Source organism: Streptomyces sp. NPDC088124 (genome assembly GCF_040685895.1).
GTDB lineage: Bacteria > Actinomycetota > Actinomycetes > Streptomycetales > Streptomycetaceae > Streptomyces.
Map to the genome: position 1 here is coordinate 22,764 of NZ_JBFBJB010000013.1, position 17,762 is coordinate 40,525.

The following is a 17,762-nucleotide window of genomic DNA, read 5'->3' on the forward strand; positions in this document are numbered from 1 at the left end:
CGGGAGCAGACTACGCGGCAATGGCTCGGTGATCGTCCGAACGTGATGAAGGCGACCGTCGGTTGATGCCCTTTTACCTTTCTTCCCGTACCCGGCGAGCCGTTCAGCGGATATGATTGGGGCATGACAGACAGTGATGGCGTGTGCCTCGAAAGTACTCGTTCATCAGGTGTCGAACGAGCGGCGAAAGTACGGCTGTCCACCGTGCACGGAGACTTTCTCGCAGTCGGCTACCTGGACCGTAAACGCGGGGATGAACAAATAGCCCTGATATACGGCGATGTCGCGGGGGACGGAGCCCTCACCCGTGTGCATTCGGAGTGTCTGACCGGGGACGCCTTCGGCTCCAAGCACTGCGAGTGCGGGGAACAGCTCGGTGCGGCGCTGGACGCCATCGTGCGCGAGGGGCGGGGCGTTCTCCTCTATCTCCAGGGCCACGAGGGGCGCGGGATCGGCCTGTTGGCGAAGTTGCGGGCGATGCAGCTCCAGTCGGAGGGCCTGGACACCGTGGAGGCGAACCTCGCCCTCGGGCTGCCGGCCGACGCCCGGGACTACCAGGTGGCGGCGGACATGCTGCACGACCTGGGGGTGCTCTCGGTACGGCTGCTCTCGAACAACCCGCGCAAGACCGAGGCGTTGCTGCGGCACGGCATCAAGGTCGCCGAGCAGGTTCCGCTGCTGATCCCGCCGTGTGAGGAGAACCTCTCGTATCTGCGGACCAAGCGGGAGCGGATGGACCATCATCTGCCGCATCTGGACGGCCTCATGCGCGAGGGGGTCCCGGTCGAGGCGGCGAACTCCGTGACTGCCGTGAACGCCGCGGCCGATGTGTCCGGTTGAGCGGCACCGTCCGCGCACAGCCTCCCCGCCGCCCCCGCACCACCGTCCCCGTCCGCCTCAGCGGACGCGGCGCGGGGGCGGCGGCGCTCCCCCGGCCAGCGGGGAGCGGGCCAGTACGACGCAGCCCGCCGCGATCAGTCCGATCGCGGCCAGCTCGGGCAGCAGCCACCAGCCGGTGCGCACGCTCTCGCCGAAGAGGGTGACGCCGTACGCGATGGAGATCAGCGCGTCGCCGAGCGTGAGCATCGGCTGGGAGGCGGCGAGCGAGCCCGCCTGCAGGGCGTTCTGGAGCAGGAACAGCGCGCCCACCCCGGCGACGGCCATGCCGTAGAGCTGCCAGGAGGTGAAGAGCGCGCCCGCGCCGCCGCTGTCGAGGCGCGCCACGGCGTCCTTCATCAGGGCCGCGGTCAGCGCGTAGCCGCAGGCGGCGGCGAGCCCGAGCAGCGCGGCGCGCGGATTGCCGCGCAGCCGCAGCGCCCAGAGGATCACCAGCGCCTCGAAGAGGCCGGTGAGCGGCAGCGCCAGGATCCAGGCGGTTCCGTGGACGGTCTCGGAACCGCCACCGGGGTCCGCGGAGGCCAGACCCAGGGCCAGACCGCCGGTGACCGCGGCGGCCCCGCGCCAGACGGAGCGCGGCAGCCGGACCTTGAAGAGCCGGCCGGCGATCAGCAGGGTGGCGGGCAGTTCGATCACGAAAATCGGCTGGACCACGGCGATCGGGCCGGTCGCGAGCGCCACCGCCTGGCAGACGGCGGCGACCAGCACCAGCCCGATCCCCGCCAGCCAGACCGGCTTGCCCAGCAGCCGGCCGATCAGTGACAGACGCATCGCCTGGGAGTCGGGGACGGTGGCCGCGGCGCGGCGCTGGAGCACCGAGGCGGAGCCGTTGCTGAGCGCGGTCAGCACGGCGAACAGGACACTGATCACCGGCCCATCATGCGGGCGCCGCCCGCCGGAACCGTTCTCATCCCGGCGCCGATCCGCAGGTCCGGGGGCCGAACGAGGGACACCGCCGCGCCGCCGGCCCCGGTACGCTGTCGGCCCGTGCCCCGCAGACATCCCGCCCCGCCGCCCTCGCCCCTCCCTCAGCGGGACGGCGTCGACCCCGTACGGCTGCGGCTGCCGCCGGATCCGCGGGGGCGGTGGGCGACCGTACGGGACCATCTCGTGGCGCGGTACGGGAACGCCGTCGGCGCGGCGCGGGTCGAGGAGATGGTGCGGGCGGGGCGGTTCGCCGGGGAGGACGGCGCGGTCGGGGCCGACGAGCCGTACACCGCGGGGCGGTATGTCTGGTTCCACCGGGATCTCGCCCCCGAGGAACGGGCGCCGTTCGAGGTCGGGATCGTCCACCGGGACGAGCGGATCGTCGTCGCGGACAAGCCGCACTTCCTGGCCACCACACCGCGCGGAAGCCATGTCACCGAGACCGCCCAGGCACGGCTGCGGCGGGAGCTGGAGCTGCCGGAGCTCCAGCCCGCGCACCGTCTCGACCGGCTGACGGCGGGGCTGGTGCTCCTCGTCGTACGGCCCGGGGACCGGGGCGCGTACCAGACGCTGTTCCGGGACCGGCTGGTGCGCAAGGAGTACGAGGCGGTGGCGCCGTACGATCCCGCGGTGGCGCTGCCCGTCACGGTGCGGGACCGGATCGAGAAGGAGCGCGGGGAGATCGCCGCGCGGCGGGTGCCGGGCGAGCCCAACGCCGAGAGCCGGATCGAGCTGCTGGAGCACCGGGGCGGGTACGGCCGCTACCGGCTGGTGCCGGTCACCGGCCGGACCCATCAGCTCCGGGTCCACATGTGCGGCCTCGGGCTGCCGCTCCTGGATGACCCGGTCTATCCGGTCGTCCAGGAGCCGGCCGCCGACGACTACGGCCGGCCGCTGCAACTCCTCGCCAGGGTGCTGGAGTTCACCGATCCGGTGACGGGCGAGCCGTACCGGTTCGAGAGCCGGCTGGGGCTGCGCCCGCTCTGAGCGCGGACTCCTGGTCCGGCCCGGTCCGGACGACGCTGCTTCGGACTTACTCGTCTCAGTGGCCGCGCCGGATCCACTCGGCCAGGTGGGGCGATTCGGCGCCGATGGTCGTGGGGTCGCCGTGGCCCGTCCGTACCACCGTCTCCGGCGGCAGGGCGAGGAGCCGGTCGCGGATCGAGTCGATGATGGTCGGGAAGTGCGAGAACGACCGTCCGGTGGCGCCCGGTCCGCCCTGGAAGAGCGTGTCGCCGGTGAAGACCGTCGCCAGCTCGGGGGCGTACAGGCAGACCGCGCCCGGCGCGTGCCCGGGGGTGTGGAGCACGGTCAGGGTGGTGCCGGCGACGGTGACCGTCCCGCCGTCGGTCAGCTCGCCGTCCGGCAGCCGCTCGGGGTGGGTCTGCTTCCACAGCGGCAGGTCGTCGGGGTGCAGCAGGACGGGCGCGCCGGTGGCGGCGGCGAGCGCGGGGGCCGCGTCGATGTGGTCGTTGTGCGCGTGGGTGCAGACGATCGCGCGCAGGGTACGGCCGTTCAGCGCGGCCTCGATGGCGGCGGCGTCGTGGGCGGCGTCGATGACGATCGCCTCGGAGTCGTCGCCGACGATCCAGACGTTGTTGTCGACGTCCCACGTGCCGCCGTCGAGCGAGAAGGTGCCGGAGGTGACGAGATGGTCCACGCGTACGGCCATCAGAAGACCACCACCGAGCGCAGGACGTCACCCTCGTGCATCCGCTCGAACGCCTTCTCCACGTCGGCGAGACCGATGGTCTCGGTGACGAACGCGCCAAGGTCGATCCGGCCCTGCTGGTGGAGGTCGACGAGCATCGGGAAGTCGCGGGACGGCAGGCAGTCGCCGTACCAGGACGACTTGAGGGCGCCGCCGCGGCCGAACACGTCGAGCAGCGGCAGTTCCAGCTTCATCTCCGGGGTGGGGACGCCGACCAGGACGACGGTGCCGGCCAGGTCACGGGCGTAGAACGCCTGCCGGTAGGTCTCCGGGCGGCCGACCGCCTCGATGACGACATCCGCGCCGTTGCCGCCGGTCAGCTCGCGGATCGCCTCGACGGCGTCGCGGGAGCGGGAGTTGACGGTGTGGGTGGCGCCCATCGAGGCCGCCGTCGCCAGCTTGCGGTCGTCGATGTCGACGGCGATGATCCGGGCCGCGCCCGCGAGCCGCGCGCCGACGATCGCCGCGTCACCGACGCCGCCGCAGCCGATGACGGCGACGGAGTCGCCGCGCCCGACCTGCCCGGTGTTGATCGCCGCGCCGATGCCCGCCATCACACCGCAGCCGAGGAGGCCCGCGACGGCCGGGGAGACGGCCGGGTCGACCTTGGTGCACTGGCCGGCCGCGACCAGCGTCTTCTCGGCGAAGGCGCCGATGCCGAGGGCCGGGGAGAGCTCCGTGCCGTCGGTCAGCGTCATCTTCTGCCGGGCGTTGTGCGTGTCGAAGCAGTACTGGGGGCGGCCGCGCCGGCACGCCCGGCAGGTGCCGCACACCGCGCGCCAGTTGAGGATCACGAAGTCACCGGGGGCGACCTCCGTGACACCGTCGCCGACCGACTCCACCACGCCCGCGGCCTCGTGGCCGAGGAGGAAGGGGAACTCGTCGTTGATCCCGCCCTGCTTGTAGTGCAGGTCGGTGTGACAGACACCGCACGCCTGCACCTTCACCACGGCCTCGCCGGGGCCGGGGTCGGGTACGACGATCGTCTCGACCCGTACCGGCTCGTTCTTGCCGGGGGCGATGACCCCTTGCACCTGCTGTGCCATGCCAGGACCTGCCTTTCGTCATACCTGATGACATACCTGGGAAATTGACCGCCCGGGGGATCCGGGTGAGCGGAGACGTCCCGGGTGTACCCCGTTCCTCCCCACTATCTCGTGTGACGGCCCGTCCGCGTGACGGCAGGGCCCGTTGTGGCCCGTCAGGGCGCCAGAACGTCCAGTTCCTCCAGGGCGCCGACGGCGATCTCCCTGGTCAGCTCCTCGGCGCGGGCGAAGTCGCCCTCCCGTACGGCCTGCGCGACCCGTACGTGCAGGGTGACGGCGGCCGGGTCGGGGTCGTCGAACATCACCTGGTGGTGGGTGCGTCCGGTGAGGACCTCGGCGACCACGTCGCCGAGCCGGGCGAACATCTCGTTGCCCGACGCGTTGAGCACCACCCGGTGGAAGGCGATGTCGTGGACGAGGTACTCCTCCAGCCGGCCGCCGCGTGAGGTGGCGACCATGCCGAGCGCCTGCTCGGTGAGGGCCGCGCACTGCTCGGCCGTGGCGTGCCGGGCGGCGAGACCGGCGGCGACCGGTTCGATCGCGGAGCGCAGCGTGGTCAGGGAGCGGAGCTGGCGCGGGCGGTCGGGGCCGGCGAGGCGCCAGCGGATGACCCGCGGATCGTAGACGTTCCACTCCTCGGTGGGCCGTACGGTCACGCCGACCCGGCGCCGGGACTCCACGAGGTGCATGGATTCGAGGACGCGGACCACTTCGCGGACGACGGTGCGCGAGACGTCGAAGCGCTGGGCGACCTCGTCCGTACGGACGACGGCGCCCTCGGGGTACTCGCCCGCCGTGATCGCGAGACCGAGGGTGTCCAGCACACGGGTATGCAGGCCCCGGCCTTCTGTGGTCATGGGGCAAGCCTACGGGGCGCGGGGCGACGGTAAAAAGTACGACGTTTACATCACAGCCTCTTGAATAAGTCGTACCTAATGGGTTTCAGTAGCGCGACAGACCCATGTCGAAGAAGACAGCGAGGCATGAGATGAAGACCCCCCACGTCGTCGTGGTGATGGGCGTGGCAGGGACCGGCAAGACCACGGTCGGCCCCCTGCTCGCCGCCGAACTGGGCGTCCCGTACGCCGAGGGCGACGAGTTCCACTCGCCGGAGAACATCGCCAAGATGTCCGCCGGCATCCCGCTGGAGGACGCCGACCGGTGGCCCTGGCTGGACGCCATCGGGGAGTGGGCCCACCGCCGGAACGGCCTCGGCGGGGTGGTCAGCAGCTCCGCGCTCAAGCGCGCCTACCGCGACCGGCTGCGGGCCGCCGCGCCCGGCGCCCTCTTCCTCCACCTGGACGGTGAGCGCGAGCTCGTCGAACGGCGGATGTCGGAACGCAAGGGTCACTACATGCCCACCGCCCTGCTCGACTCGCAGTACGCGGCGCTGGAGAAGCTGGGGGCCGACGAGACGGGTGTCACCGTCGACGTGTCGGGCACCCCCGAGGAAATCACCGAACGGGCCGTCGCCGCGCTGCGCCGGCTCGAAAGCTGAAGGAAGTTCCCGTGATCCCCGTGACCAGTCTCAGTGTCGAGACGCTGGCAGCGGATGCCGCAGAGCCGATCACCTCGGCGGGCAACGCACAGTTGGGCATAGCCGTCCTCGCCGGCATAGCCGTCATCGTCCTGCTCATCACCCTCTTCAAACTCCACGCGTTCCTGGCCCTGACCATCGGCTCACTGGCGCTCGGCGCCTTCGCGGGCGCGCCGCTGGACAAGGTCATCACCAGCTTCTCCGCCGGTCTCGGCTCCACGGTCGCCGGGGTGGGCGTGCTGATCGCGCTCGGCGCGATCCTCGGCAAGCTGCTCGCGGACTCCGGTGGCGCGGACCAGATCGTCGACACGATCCTCGCCCGGGCGAGCGGGCGCGCCATGCCGTGGGCGATGGTGCTGATCGCCTCGGTGATCGGGCTGCCGCTCTTCTTCGAGGTCGGCATCGTGCTGCTGATCCCGGTGGTGCTGCTCGTCGCCAAGCGGGGCAACTACTCCCTGATGCGGATCGGCATCCCCGCGCTGGCCGGGCTCTCCGTGATGCACGGGCTGATCCCGCCGCACCCGGGGCCGCTGGTCGCGATCGACGCGATCGGCGCCGACCTCGGGGTCACGCTGGCGCTGGGTGTGGTCGTCTCGATCCCGACCGTGATCATCGCGGGCCCGCTCTTCTCCCGGTACGCGGCGCGCTGGGTGGACCTTCCGGCGCCCGAGGCGATGGTGCCGCAGCGCACCTCGGACGATCTGGCGAAGCGGCCCAGCTTCGGCGCGACCGTCACCACCGTGCTGCTGCCCGTGGTGATGATGCTGGCCAAGGCGCTCGTCGACATCGTCGTGGACGACCCGGAGAACACCGTCCAGCGGATCGCGGACGTGGTCGGCTCCCCGCTGATCGCGCTGCTGACCGCCGTGCTGGTGGGGCTCTTCACACTGGGCCGCGCGGCCGGTTTCACCAAGGACCGGATCTCCACCACGGTGGAGAAGTCGCTCGCCCCGATCGCGGGCGTGCTGCTGATCGTCGGCGCGGGCGGCGGCTTCAAGCAGACGCTGATCGACTCCGGGGTGGGCCAGATGGTCCTGGACATCTCCAAGGACTGGTCGATCCCGGCGCTGCTGCTGGCCTGGCTGATCGCCGTGGTGATCCGGCTGGCCACCGGCTCGGCGACGGTGGCGACGATCTCGGCCGCGGGCCTGGTGGCGCCGCTGGCCGCGGACATGTCCACCACGCACGCGGCGCTCCTGGTGCTGGCGATCGGCGCGGGCTCGCTCTTCTTCAGCCATGTGAACGACGCCGGGTTCTGGCTGGTGAAGGAGTACTTCGGGATGAGCGTGGGACAGACGCTGAAGACGTGGTCGGTGATGGAGACCATCATCTCCGTGGTCGGTCTCGGGTCGGTGCTGCTGCTGTCGCTGATCCTCTAGCCGTTGCCGGAAGCCGCCGCCCGACGCGGCCGGGATCTCCGCTCGCGTCGGGCGGCGCGGCAGGCGGCTCCGTACGGGCGGGGCGGGTCACTCCTCTTTCCAGTGGGGGTGTTCCCGCTCCGCCCACCGGCGTTCCACCGACCCGGTGCGCATGCCGCGCCGGGCCTCCGGATCCCCGTACGCCATCACGATGTGCCCGACGAGCACGGCGCCGACGGCCAGGGCCAGCCAGTCGTGGACGAAGGTGGCGCTCGTCCGCCACACGAGCGGGACGAGCCCGGTGTTCCACATGAGCAGCCCCGTGCCGAGCATCACCAGCACGGCGCCCGCGAGCCACCCCGCGTAGAGCTTCTGCCCGGCGTTGAACTTGCCCGCCGGGCGCGCCCCGGGGCGCGCGTCGCGGCGCCGTACCGCGCGCAGCCACTCCGTGTCGTACGGCAGGAAACGGCCCAGCCGGCTCAGGTCGGCGCGCAGGGCCCGGGAGACGAGGCCGAGGAGTACGGGCACCGGGAGCAGCAGCCCTGACCACTCGTGGAGGGTGACCACGAGCAGCCGCCGGCCGACGAGTTCGGCGAGCTGCGGTACGTAGAGACAGGCCGCGGTCGCCACGCACACCAGCATCAGCGCGCCGGTGGTGCGATGCACCCAGCGTTCGGCCGGGGTGAAGCGCCGCCGGTCCGGCCCCGTGGGACCGCCGGGTCCGGACGGCGGGGGCGCGGTCACGGATTCGGACGGCGGGGGCGCGGTCACGGGTTCAGACGGTGGGGGTGTCGTCGCGGCCGTTCGACCGGCCGACCCAGGCGTCGACGTCATAGCCGCGCTCCTCCCAGTAGCCGGGCCGGACGTCGGAGGTGACGGAGATCCCGGAGAGCCATTTCGCCGACTTGTAGAAGTACATCGGCGCCACATAGAGCCGGACCGGGCCGCCGTGCGCGTGCCCGATCGGCTCGTCCCGCATCGAGAGGGCGACCAGCACATCGGCGCGGCGGGCCTGCTGGAGCGTCAGACTCTCGCTGTACGCGCCGTCGAAGCAGGTGAAGCGGACCGCCCTGGCCTCGGGGCGCACCCCGGCCGCGTCGAGGAGGTGCGCGAGCCGTACGCCGCCGAACGGGGTGTGCGGGACCCGCCAGCCGGTGACGCACTGCACGTCCCGGACGATGCGGGTCTGCGGCAGCGCGCGCAGCCCGTCGAGGGTGTACGTGCCGGGCCGGTCGACCAGTCCGTCGACCGTCAGCCGGTAGGTGTCCGGGCCCTTGCGGGGAACGGAGGCCGTGACGGAGTAGTAGCGGAAGCCGCCGCCGTTGGGCAGCAGTCCGGTCAGCCCGGTCGGGTCCTTGCCGGAGGCGGCGCCGAGGAACGATTCGAGGCCGCGCTGGAGGTAGGGCGCGGTGACGAGTCCGGCGGCGCCCAGGCCGAGCATGGAGAGCACCAGACGCCGGCCGACCGGCGTGCCCTCCGGTGTGTGCGGTTGTTCGGTCACCCTCCGAGGAGACCACCCGCGGCCCCGGGAAACCAGGGCCGCGGGCGTTCGTCACACTTTTCGTCCGGATCTTGTGGGCCCCGTAGGGGCCGCGGGGAGCGGGGCGACTCCGTTTGTTACGTAGCGAAGTCAACTGTCCACGGTGGAGAGGCGGTTGGTTCAGCTGACCGCGGTGGAGAAACGGTTGGTTCAGCCGACCGCGCGGGCCGCCGCCCGGCCCGCCGTACGCCCGGAGAAGATGCAGCCGCCGAGGAAGGTGCCTTCCAGCGAGCGGTAGCCGTGCACCCCGCCCCCGCCGAAGCCGGCCGCCTCGCCCGCCGCGTAGACGCCGGGGAGCGGATCGCCGCCCGCGGTGAGCACGCGCGAGGACAGGTCGGTCTCCAGGCCGCCGAGCGACTTGCGGGTCAGGATGTTCAGCCGTACGGCGATCAGCGGGCCCGCCGCGGGGTCGAGGATGCGGTGCGGGGCGGCCGTGCGGATCAGCTTGTCGCCGAGGTACTTCCGGGCCCCCCGGACCGCCATGACCTGGAGGTCCTTGGTGAACGGGTTCACGATCCCGCGGTCGCGCGCCGTGATCTCCCGGCGCAGCGCGGCCTCGTCGATCAGCGGCTCCTCGGTGAGCGCGTTCATGCCGCGCACCAGGGCGCCCAGGTCCTTCTCGACGACGAAGTCGACGCCCCGGTCCATGAACGCCTGGACCGGGCCCGGTACGTCGGCGCGGGCCCGCCCGAGCACGTCGCGGACCGACTTTCCGGTGAGGTCCGGGTTCTGCTCGGAGCCGGAGAGCGCGAACTCCTTGCCGATGATGCGCCGGTCGAGCACGAACCACGTGTGGTCGTGGCCGGAGCGCATGATGTGCTCCAGCGTGCCGAGCGTGTCGAAGCCGGGGAAGAGCGGTACGGGCAGCCGCCTGCCGCGCGCGTCCAGCCAGAGCGAGGAGGGGCCCGGGAGGATCCGGATGCCGTGCCGGGCCCAGACCGGGTTCCAGTTCTCGATGCCCTCGGTGTAGTGCCACATCCGGTCGCGGTTGATGTGGTGGGCGCCCGCCGCCTCCGCGATGCCGAGCATCAGCCCGTCGACGTGGGCGGGCACCCCGGAGAGCATCTTCCGCGGCGGGGTGCCGAGCCGCTCCGGCCACTGGGCGCGGACCAGGTCGTGGTTGCCGCCGATGCCGCCCGAGGTGACGATCACGGCCTGGGCCCGCAGCTCGAAGGAGCCGGTGACCGTACGGCTGCTGGCGGTGCCGCGTGCCGCGTCGCTCGGCTCCAGGGTCTCGCCGGTCACGGTGTCCACGGCGCCGGCCGTGGCGCCGAGTCCGGTGACGCGGTGGCGGAAGCGGAAGGTCACCAGGCCCTTGGCGACGCCTTCGCGCACCCGTCGCTCGAAGGGGGCCACGACGCCGGGTCCGGTGCCCCAGGTGATGTGGAAGCGCGGCACGGAGTTGCCGTGGCCGTTCGCGTCGTACCCGCCGCGCTCCGCCCAGCCGACCACCGGGAAGAACCGTATGCCCTGGCCGTGCAGCCAGGCGCGCTTCTCGCCCGCCGCGAAGTCGACGTACGCCTCGGCCCACTTGCGCGGCCAGTGGTCCTCGGGGCGGTCGAACCCGGCCGTGCCAAGCCAGTCCTGGAGGGCGAGGTCGTGGCTGTCCTTGACGCGGAGCCGGCGCTGTTCGGGCGAGTCGACGAGGAACAGTCCACCGAAGGACCAGTGGGCCTGTCCGCCGATGGACCGCTCGGGTTCCTGGTCGAGCACGATCACGGAGCGGCCCGCGTCGACCAGTTCGGCGGCGGCGACCAGGCCCGCGAGCCCGGCCCCGATCACGATCACATCGGCGTCGTACGCCATGGGTGTCCATCCTTCGCAGGCTTCTTCACGGGCGGGGCGGGTGAGTTGTCCGACCGATCTTCCGTACGCGCGAGTAACGAGTCAACTGGTTGGATGGACAGCATGAGAGCCGCGGACGAGATACTCGACATCGTCGACGAGAACAACCACGTGATCGGGCAGGCCCCGCGCGGCGAGGTGTACGTGAAGGGCCTGATCCACCGGTGTGCCCACGTGCTCGTGCGCGACCCGGAGGGTCGGGTGTTCGTGCATCGCAGAACACCGCTCAAGCTGGCCTTTCCGTCGCTGTACGACATGTTCGTGGGCGGGGTCGTCGGCGCGGGCGAGGGGTACGACGAGGCGGCGCTGCGGGAGGCCGAGGAGGAACTGGGGGTTTCGGGGCTCGACCGGCCCGTGCCGCTCTTCTCCTTCCTCTACACGTCCCAGGACGGCGGAAACCGCTGGTGGTCACGGGTGTACGAGGTGGTCTGCGGGCTCCCGGTGAACCCTCAGGAGGAGGAGATCGCCTGGCACGCCTTCGTCCCGGAGGAGGAGCTGGAGCGGCGGCTGGCCGAGGAACCCGGCGGGCCCGGCGCGTGGGAGTGGGTGCCGGACGGGCGCGCGGCGTACGAACGGCTCAAGGCGCTCCGTGCGGCGGACCGGGCGGGCGAGGCGGGCGAGGCCGGTGCCGGGCACGCGGGGGCCGGGCCGCGCGCGTAGGGTGCGGCACGTGATCGACTTTGCACGGAGCCTCCGGCTGTGGTTCTCGCCCCGGCGGATCGACGAGGAGGGCACGACCCCGGACTACCGCTTCTCGCTGGCCAACGAGCGGACGTTCCTGGCCTGGATCCGGACGGCGCTGGCGCTGGTCGGCGGCGGGTTCGCGGTGGACCAGTTCCTTCCCGACCTGCGGTGGGGTGTACGGGCCGGGCTCGCCGTGGCGCTGCTCGCCGCGGGGGCGCTGTGCGCGCTGCGGGCGGTCAACCACTGGGTGCGGTGCGAACGGGCGATGCGGCGCGGCGAGGACCTGCCGGTCTCCGGCTTCCCGACGCTGCTGAGCCTGGCGGTGGGGCTGGTCGCGGTGGCGATGCTGGTGATCGTCCTCACGGGCCGGGCCGGATGACCGCCCCGGCGTCCGCCGGGGAGCGGGACCCGGGGCTCCAGCCGGAACGCACCCGGCTGGCCTGGCGCCGTACGACGCTCTCCTGCACGGTGGTCGCGATCCTCGCCGCCCGCCAGGCCGTCCACGGCGGCGCCACGGCGGCGGGCCTGACCGGCGCGGCCCTGAGCGCGCTGGTCTGGCTCGCCTTCCTGGGCGTGGCGCACCGGCGTCTGAGATCCCTGGAAGCGGCGAGACCGCCACGCCTCTCGGAACGGGCCGCGCTGACGGCGACGGCCTGCACGCTGCTGCTGGCGGCGTTCGCGGTGACGGTGCTGGTGTGACTGACGCAGGTGTGACCGACGCAGGTGCCCCCGTGTGACAGCACCGGCCGTGTGACGCCACGGGCCGTGTGACGGGATCCGCGGTCGGGGGGCGACGGCTCACCCCATGGTGACGACCACCTTGCCGCCCGTTCCGCCCGCCTCCGCGAGCTGGAACGCGTCCGCGGCCTGTTCCAGGGGGTACGTCCGCGCCACCCCCACGGTCAGCACGCCCTGCTCCGCGAGGCCCGCGAGCTCCGTCAGGTCGGCGGCGTCGGCGCGGGCGAAGCCGTACGCGCCGCCCAGTTCACCGACCGCGCTGTCGGCGATCGAGGCCAGCCGGCCGCCGGGGGCGAGGAGTCCGGGCGTCATGCGGAGGATGTCGCCGCCGATGCTGTCGAGCGCCGCGTCCACCCCGTCGGGGGCCAGCGCCCGTACCTGAGCCGCCAGATCGTCCCCGTACGTGACCGCCTCGCCGCCCAGCGCCCGGATGTGTTCCTGGCCGGACGCGCGGGCGGCGCCGATGACACGGGCCCCGAGGTGGCGGGCGAGCTGGACGGCGAGGGAGCCGACCGCGCCCGCCGCCGCGTGGACGAGCACGGTCTCGCGGGGCCGCACCCGCAGCACCCGGTGGAGCACCTGGTGCGCGGTGAGGCCGGCCAGCGGCAGCCCGGCCGCCTCGGGGAAACCGAGCGAGCGGGGCTTGTGCGCGAGGGTCCTGACCGGGGCGGCCACGTACTGCGCGAAGGTGCCCCGGGAGAGGAAGTCCTCGCGGACGTACCCGATGACCTCGTCCCCGGCGGCGAACTCGGTGACCGCCGCGCCGGGCCGGAGCACGACTCCGGCGACGTCCCACCCGGGGATCACCGGGAAGACGGTGTCGAGCATTCCGTCGAGATAGCCCTCGCGGCACTTCCAGTCGACGGGGTTCACGGCCGCGGCCCGCACCTCGACCAGTACGGAGTCGGGGCCGACCTTCGGCTCGGGACGGTCGCCGTACTCCAGGACGCCGGGTCCGCCGTGGCGGCGGTAGCTGATGGCCTTCATGATCCGCAGCCTCCGCCCCGCCCACGCCCCGCGCAAGCCGGACGGGCCTGTTGCCGTAACGGCGGACGGGGGAAGCACGGCGGCGTCCGGGCGTCGGACGGCCGGGCACCCGCGGCCGGGCAGGGCCGCTTTTCCGGGTGCTCCGTCAACTGGCAGGCTCTGGGAGAGCTTTCGCCCCCCACACAGAGGAGTTCCGATGCCCGCCACCGACCCGTACACCGTCCGCCTCGCCCCCGGCGTGCACGCCTATGTCCAGCCCGACGGCGGCTGGTGTCTGAACAACGCCGGGTTCATCAGTGACGGCGGCACGACGCTTCTCGTCGACACCACGGCCACCGAGCGCCGGGCCCGGCTGCTGCGCGAGGCGATTCTGCTGGCCGGGGTGGAGCTGCCCCGCACCATCGTCACCACGCACCACCACGGCGATCACACCTACGGCAACGGGGTGTTCCTGCCGGAGGCGACGGTGGTCGGTCACGAGGCCTGCCGCAGCGAGCAGCTCGCGGCGGGCCATCAGCTCCATCTGATCTGGCCGGAGACCGACTTCGGGGACATCAGCATCATCGCCCCGAGCGTGACCTACAGCGACCGGCTCACTGTGCACGTGGGCGGGACCGAGGTCCGGGTGATCCACCCGGGCGTGGCGCACACCGTCGGGGACTCGGTCGTGCATCTGCCGGAGCACGGCGTCGTCTTCACCGGGGACCTGGTCTTCCAGGGCGGCACGCCGTTCCTCGCGATGGGCTCGCTGCGCGGCTCCCTGCGGGCGCTGGAGCTGCTGCGCTCGCTGGACGCGTCCGTCGTCGTACCGGGCCACGGGCCGCTCACCGACCCGACGGCGTACGACGCGACGGAGCGCTACCTCCGGTACGTCGCCGAACTGGCCGGGACGAGCCGCGCCGAGGGACTCACACCGCTGGAGGCGGCGCAGAAGGCCGATCTCGGGGAGTTCGGGGAGCTGCGCGAGAGTGAGCGGCTGGTGGCCAATCTGCACCGCGCCTACGCCGAGCTGGCCGGGGAACCGGAGGGCTCGCCGCTGGATCTGCCCGCCGTCCTGTCCGACATGGCGACGATGAACGGCGGTGTGCCGGTGGCCTGCCACGCCTGACCCGCCCGGTGCCGCTCCGATCTCCGGGGTGGCCCCGGGGTGGCCTGGGGCTGGGGGGCTCCGGGCCGGTCCGGGAGCGCCGGGCACTGGACGACATACCGACTGGTCGGCATCATGGGAACGACCGTCCGCCTGTCCGTCCGCACGTCCACGGAGGTACGCCCGATGAGCCCAGCCCCCACGCCAGGACTCGATCCCGAGCGGCTCCGTGACCATCTCGACCGCGCGCTCCCCGGCCTGGTGGGCGGACCGCTCGAAGCGCGGCTCATCGAGGGCGGCCGGTCGAACCTGACGTACACCGTCACCGACGGCACCGGCCGCTGGGTGGTCCGCAGACCGCCGCTGGGCCATGTGCTGGCCACCGCGCACGACATGAAGCGTGAGTACCGGGTGATCGCGGCGCTGCACCCGACCGCCGTGCCCGTCCCCGAAGCGCTGCTGCTCTGCGAGGACGAGTCGGTGCTCGGCGCCCCGTTCTACGTCATGGAGCAGGTGGCGGGCACGCCGTACCGCACCGCCGAACAGCTCGCCCCGCTCGGTCCCGAGCGCACCCGCGCCGCCGTGTTCTCCCTGGTCGACACCCTGGTGGAGCTGCACGCCGTCGATCCCGGGGCCGTCGGTCTCGGGGACTTCGGCCGGCCCGAAGGCTTTCTCGACCGGCAGCTCCGCCGCTGGGGCAAGCAGCTCGACGCCTCCCGGAACCGTGAACTGCCCGGCATCGACGAACTCCAGGCGGGGCTCGGCCGGTCCCTGCCCGTCTCCCCCGCACCCACCGTGATCCACGGCGACTACCGGCTGGACAACGTCCTGCTCGGCGCGGACGACCGGATCAACGCCGTGCTCGACTGGGAGATGTCGACACTCGGCGACCCTCTCACCGACCTGGGGCTGCTCGCGATGTACAGCGCGCCCCTGGAGGTGACCGGCTCACCGATCAGTACGACGGCCGGGGCGGCCGGCCATCCCACGCCGGGCGAGCTGATCGAGCGGTACGCGGCGGGCTCGGGGCGGGACACCACCGGCATCTCCTGGTACACGGCGTTCGCCTGGTTCAAACTCGCCGTGATCCTGGAGGGCATCCACTACCGCTACACCCTCAACCAGACCGTGGGGCCGGGCTTCGACCGGATCGGCGCCCTCGTCCCCGTCTTCATCGAGCACGGCCTCACCACCCTCCAGGAAGGCTGAGTACCCCTGATGGACTTCGCATTCGACGCCCGCACCGAAGAGCTGCGGGCCAGGCTGCTCACCTTCATGGACGAGCACATCTATCCGTCCGAGGAGGTCGCCCGCGAGCAGCGCTCCCTGCTGGCCGACCCGTGGGGCACCCCGGCGGTGGTCGAGGAGCTGAAGGCCGAGGCGCGCAGGCAGGGCCTGTGGAACCTGTTCTTCGTGGACGACCCCGGCCTCCCCGGTGGCGGATACGGGGCCGGGCTGACCAATCTGCAGTACGCGCCGCTCGCCGAGCTCACCGGCCGCTCCCCGGAGCTGGCCCCCACCGCGCTGAACTGCGCGGCCCCCGACACCGGAAACATGGAGGTGCTCGCCCAGTTCGGCTCGGAGGAGCAGCGCAAGCAGTGGCTGGAACCGCTGCTCGCGGGGGAGATCCGGTCGGCGTTCGCGATGACGGAGCCGGAGGTCGCCTCGTCCGACGCGACGAACATCCGGACCAGCATCCGGCGCGAGGGCGACGAGTACGTCATCAACGGCCGTAAGTGGTACATCTCCGGTGCGATGAATCCGGCGTGCACCGTCTTCATCGTGATGGGCAAGACCGACCCGGACGGCGCCGACCCGCGCCGCCAGCAGTCGATGATCCTGGTCCCCCGCGACACCCCGGGTGTCGAGGTGCGCCGCGCGATGCGGGTGTACGGCTACGAGGACCACTCCCACGGGGGCCATGCCGAGGTCGTCTTCGACAACGTACGGGTGCCCGCCTCGCATCTCATCGGTGAGGAGGGCGGTGGGTTCGCCATCGCCCAGGCCCGGCTGGGTCCCGGCCGGATCCACCACTGCATGCGGCTGATCGGGATGGCCGAGCGGGCCATCGAGCTGATGTGCCGCCGGGCCGCGGGGCGTACGACGTTCGGGAAGCCGCTCGCCGAGCAGGGCGTCGTGCAGAACTGGATCGCGGACGCCCGGGTGACGGTCGAACAGCTGCGGCTCCTCGTGCTCAAGACGGCCTGGCTGATGGACACCGTCGGCAACCGCGGGGCGCACACGGAGATTCAGGCCATCAAGATCGCCACACCGCGCGCGGTCGTGGACATCATTGACTCGGCCGTCCAGTTGTACGGCGCGGGCGGCATCAGCCAGGACTTCCCGCTGGCGGAGCTGTGGGCCTCGGCGCGGACCCTGCGGCTGGCGGACGGTCCCGACGAGGTGCACCAGCGTTCACTGGCCCGGCGGGAGCTGAAGAAGTATCGCTGAGCCCTCCCTTTCCTCCTTCCCTGCTCGACCTTTCCCTGCTCGACGTTCACTGCTCGACGGGTTCCGGTAGGGGCAGCAGGCCCATGGACTGGGCGCGCATGACGGTCGAGAGCCGGTCGCAGGTCCCCAGCCTGCGGTAGATGCCCTCGATGTGTTTGTGGGCGGTGCGCGGTGAGATGTGGAGCCGGTGGGCGATGGCGGTGGCGGGGAGGGCCTTGGCGAGCAGGGTGAGCACGGCGTGCTGACGCGGCGTGAGCCCCGCCTCCACCGCCCGCTCGGTCGACGCGACCCTGACCCCGGCCCCGCCCCCGGTGCCGGCGGGTACGGGAGCCGGCTCCGCGGGCGGCCCCGGGGCCGCCCGCCAGCGGGCCAGGGCGCGGTAGTGGCAGTCGATGCCGACGAGGAGTGGCTGCACCCGGGCCGCGTACGCGCGCTCCTCCGGCGTGAAGTCGTCGCGCTCGTGGTGGAGGACGAAACCGCGGGCGACTCCGGCGGGGGCGGGCAGCGGGATGGCGAGCATATGGGCACCGAGCGTCCCCCGGGCCAGCCGATGGCTCCTGCTGCGCAACCAGGAGCGCTCCCCCATCAGCTCGCTCGCGGTACGGGGTGTGCGGTCGGGGGTGGACGCGTAGTGCGCCACCAGCGGGTTGCCCGCCCGCAGTTGGCGAGCCATCAGCGAGTCGAGCAGGCCAGGGGAGACCGGACGCGCCGTCCGCCACGCCTCCACCCGGCCCGTCCGCTCCGCGTAGCGCGCCTGGGCGAGGGAAGCGGCCGGGGAGTGCAGCTCCCGGGTGAGCTCCGCCAGGACCAGCGGCCAGGGCGGCTCCGGATCGGCGCGCTCCAGCACGGCGACGGCCAGGCTCAGCATCTGCGCGTACTCATGCCACAGGGCGGTGCCCATCGATATCCCCCGTGCCCGTACGACCGACAATGACCGTACGTACCCTTTCCACT

At 72.4% G+C, this 17,762-nt stretch carries 19 protein-coding genes; 10 read left to right on the plus strand and 9 right to left on the minus strand.

Going from position 1 to position 17,762, the window contains the following annotated elements; translation table 11 throughout:
- Positions 1-123 precede the first annotated feature (123 nt).
- Positions 124-840: a GTP cyclohydrolase II gene (ribA, locus tag AB0P17_RS12745; protein WP_365810254.1), complete on the plus strand. Its 717-nt coding sequence runs from the start codon at positions 124-126 to the stop codon at positions 838-840.
- 57 nt (positions 841-897) lie between these two features.
- Here the strand turns inward: ribA and AB0P17_RS12750 are convergent, their stop codons facing one another.
- Positions 898-1,767: a DMT family transporter gene (locus AB0P17_RS12750; protein ID WP_365810256.1), complete on the minus strand. Its 870-nt coding sequence runs from the start codon at positions 1,765-1,767 to the stop codon at positions 898-900.
- Positions 1,768-1,884: 117 nt separating this feature from the next.
- Between AB0P17_RS12750 and AB0P17_RS12755 the strand changes: the two genes are divergently transcribed.
- Positions 1,885-2,811 carry a pseudouridine synthase gene (locus AB0P17_RS12755; protein WP_365810258.1) on the plus strand — a complete coding sequence of 309 codons (927 nt, stop codon included), beginning with the start codon at positions 1,885-1,887 and terminating at the stop codon, positions 2,809-2,811.
- 55 nt (positions 2,812-2,866) lie between these two features.
- Here the strand turns inward: AB0P17_RS12755 and AB0P17_RS12760 are convergent, their stop codons facing one another.
- From AB0P17_RS12760 to AB0P17_RS12770, 3 genes are all read right to left on the minus strand, one after another.
- Positions 2,867-3,496, minus strand: coding sequence for an MBL fold metallo-hydrolase (locus tag AB0P17_RS12760; RefSeq protein ID WP_365810260.1), 630 nt, complete (start codon positions 3,494-3,496; stop codon positions 2,867-2,869).
- Positions 3,496-4,581, minus strand: a complete 1,086-nt coding sequence (locus AB0P17_RS12765) for an S-(hydroxymethyl)mycothiol dehydrogenase (protein WP_365810262.1) — start codon at positions 4,579-4,581, stop codon at positions 3,496-3,498. Before AB0P17_RS12765 ends, AB0P17_RS12760 begins: the two co-directional genes overlap by 1 nt.
- A gap of 155 nt (positions 4,582-4,736) precedes the next feature.
- Positions 4,737-5,438: an FCD domain-containing protein gene (locus AB0P17_RS12770; protein WP_365810264.1), complete on the minus strand. Its 702-nt coding sequence runs from the start codon at positions 5,436-5,438 to the stop codon at positions 4,737-4,739.
- Positions 5,439-5,569: 131 nt separating this feature from the next.
- Between AB0P17_RS12770 and AB0P17_RS12775 the strand changes: the two genes are divergently transcribed.
- Both AB0P17_RS12775 and AB0P17_RS12780 read left to right on the plus strand, forming a co-directional pair.
- Entirely contained in the window at positions 5,570-6,079 is a 510-nt protein-coding gene (locus AB0P17_RS12775; protein WP_365810265.1) for a gluconokinase, read from the plus strand.
- Between the two features lie 20 nt (positions 6,080-6,099).
- Positions 6,100-7,497: a gluconate:H+ symporter gene (locus tag AB0P17_RS12780; protein WP_365810268.1), complete on the plus strand. Its 1,398-nt coding sequence runs from the start codon at positions 6,100-6,102 to the stop codon at positions 7,495-7,497.
- 87 nt (positions 7,498-7,584) lie between these two features.
- Here AB0P17_RS12780 and AB0P17_RS12785 read toward each other — a convergent pair whose 3' ends face one another.
- The 3 genes from AB0P17_RS12785 to AB0P17_RS12795 all read right to left on the minus strand — a co-directional run bounded on the left by AB0P17_RS12785 (position 7,585) and on the right by AB0P17_RS12795 (position 10,822).
- On the minus strand, positions 7,585-8,247 hold the full coding sequence (locus tag AB0P17_RS12785; RefSeq protein WP_365810270.1) for a cytochrome b/b6 domain-containing protein: 663 nt from the start codon (positions 8,245-8,247) through the stop codon (positions 7,585-7,587).
- Between the two features lie 4 nt (positions 8,248-8,251).
- Positions 8,252-8,917, minus strand: a complete 666-nt coding sequence (locus tag AB0P17_RS12790) for a molybdopterin-dependent oxidoreductase (protein ID WP_365810490.1) — start codon at positions 8,915-8,917, stop codon at positions 8,252-8,254.
- 249 nt (positions 8,918-9,166) lie between these two features.
- Entirely contained in the window at positions 9,167-10,822 is a 1,656-nt protein-coding gene (locus AB0P17_RS12795) for an FAD-binding dehydrogenase (protein ID WP_365810271.1), read from the minus strand.
- Positions 10,823-10,924: 102 nt separating this feature from the next.
- On the opposite strand from AB0P17_RS12795, the gene AB0P17_RS12800 reads away from it, so the two are divergent.
- The 3 genes from AB0P17_RS12800 to AB0P17_RS12810 are packed head-to-tail and all read left to right on the plus strand — an operon-like array spanning position 10,925 to position 12,244.
- Positions 10,925-11,521 carry an NUDIX domain-containing protein gene (locus tag AB0P17_RS12800; RefSeq protein WP_365810492.1) on the plus strand — a complete coding sequence of 199 codons (597 nt, stop codon included), beginning with the start codon at positions 10,925-10,927 and terminating at the stop codon, positions 11,519-11,521.
- A 10-nt stretch (positions 11,522-11,531) separates the two neighbouring features.
- A complete protein-coding gene (locus AB0P17_RS12805) occupies positions 11,532-11,924 on the plus strand; it encodes a DUF202 domain-containing protein (RefSeq protein WP_365810272.1) in 393 nt (130 codons plus the stop codon).
- The gene (locus AB0P17_RS12810) at positions 11,921-12,244 is read left to right on the plus strand and encodes a DUF202 domain-containing protein (RefSeq protein WP_365810274.1); all 324 of its coding nucleotides are present in this window, start codon (positions 11,921-11,923) and stop codon (positions 12,242-12,244) included. The genes AB0P17_RS12805 and AB0P17_RS12810 overlap by 4 nt, the downstream gene beginning before the upstream one ends.
- 99 nt (positions 12,245-12,343) lie before the next feature.
- Here the strand turns inward: AB0P17_RS12810 and AB0P17_RS12815 are convergent, their stop codons facing one another.
- Complete coding sequence (locus AB0P17_RS12815) at positions 12,344-13,270, minus strand: NADP-dependent oxidoreductase (protein ID WP_365810276.1); 927 nt, start codon at positions 13,268-13,270, stop codon at positions 12,344-12,346.
- Between the two features lie 196 nt (positions 13,271-13,466).
- On the opposite strand from AB0P17_RS12815, the gene AB0P17_RS12820 reads away from it, so the two are divergent.
- From AB0P17_RS12820 to AB0P17_RS12830, 3 genes are all read left to right on the plus strand, one after another.
- The gene (locus AB0P17_RS12820; protein WP_365810278.1) at positions 13,467-14,378 is read left to right on the plus strand and encodes an MBL fold metallo-hydrolase; all 912 of its coding nucleotides are present in this window, start codon (positions 13,467-13,469) and stop codon (positions 14,376-14,378) included.
- Positions 14,379-14,543: 165 nt separating this feature from the next.
- A complete protein-coding gene (locus AB0P17_RS12825; RefSeq protein ID WP_365810280.1) occupies positions 14,544-15,566 on the plus strand; it encodes a phosphotransferase family protein in 1,023 nt (340 codons plus the stop codon).
- 9 nt (positions 15,567-15,575) lie between these two features.
- A complete protein-coding gene (locus AB0P17_RS12830; protein WP_365810282.1) occupies positions 15,576-16,808 on the plus strand; it encodes an acyl-CoA dehydrogenase family protein in 1,233 nt (410 codons plus the stop codon).
- 46 nt (positions 16,809-16,854) lie between these two features.
- Here the strand turns inward: AB0P17_RS12830 and AB0P17_RS12835 are convergent, their stop codons facing one another.
- Positions 16,855-17,709, minus strand: coding sequence for a LuxR C-terminal-related transcriptional regulator (locus AB0P17_RS12835; protein ID WP_365810284.1), 855 nt, complete (start codon positions 17,707-17,709; stop codon positions 16,855-16,857).
- Between the last annotated feature and the right edge of the window lie 53 nt (positions 17,710-17,762).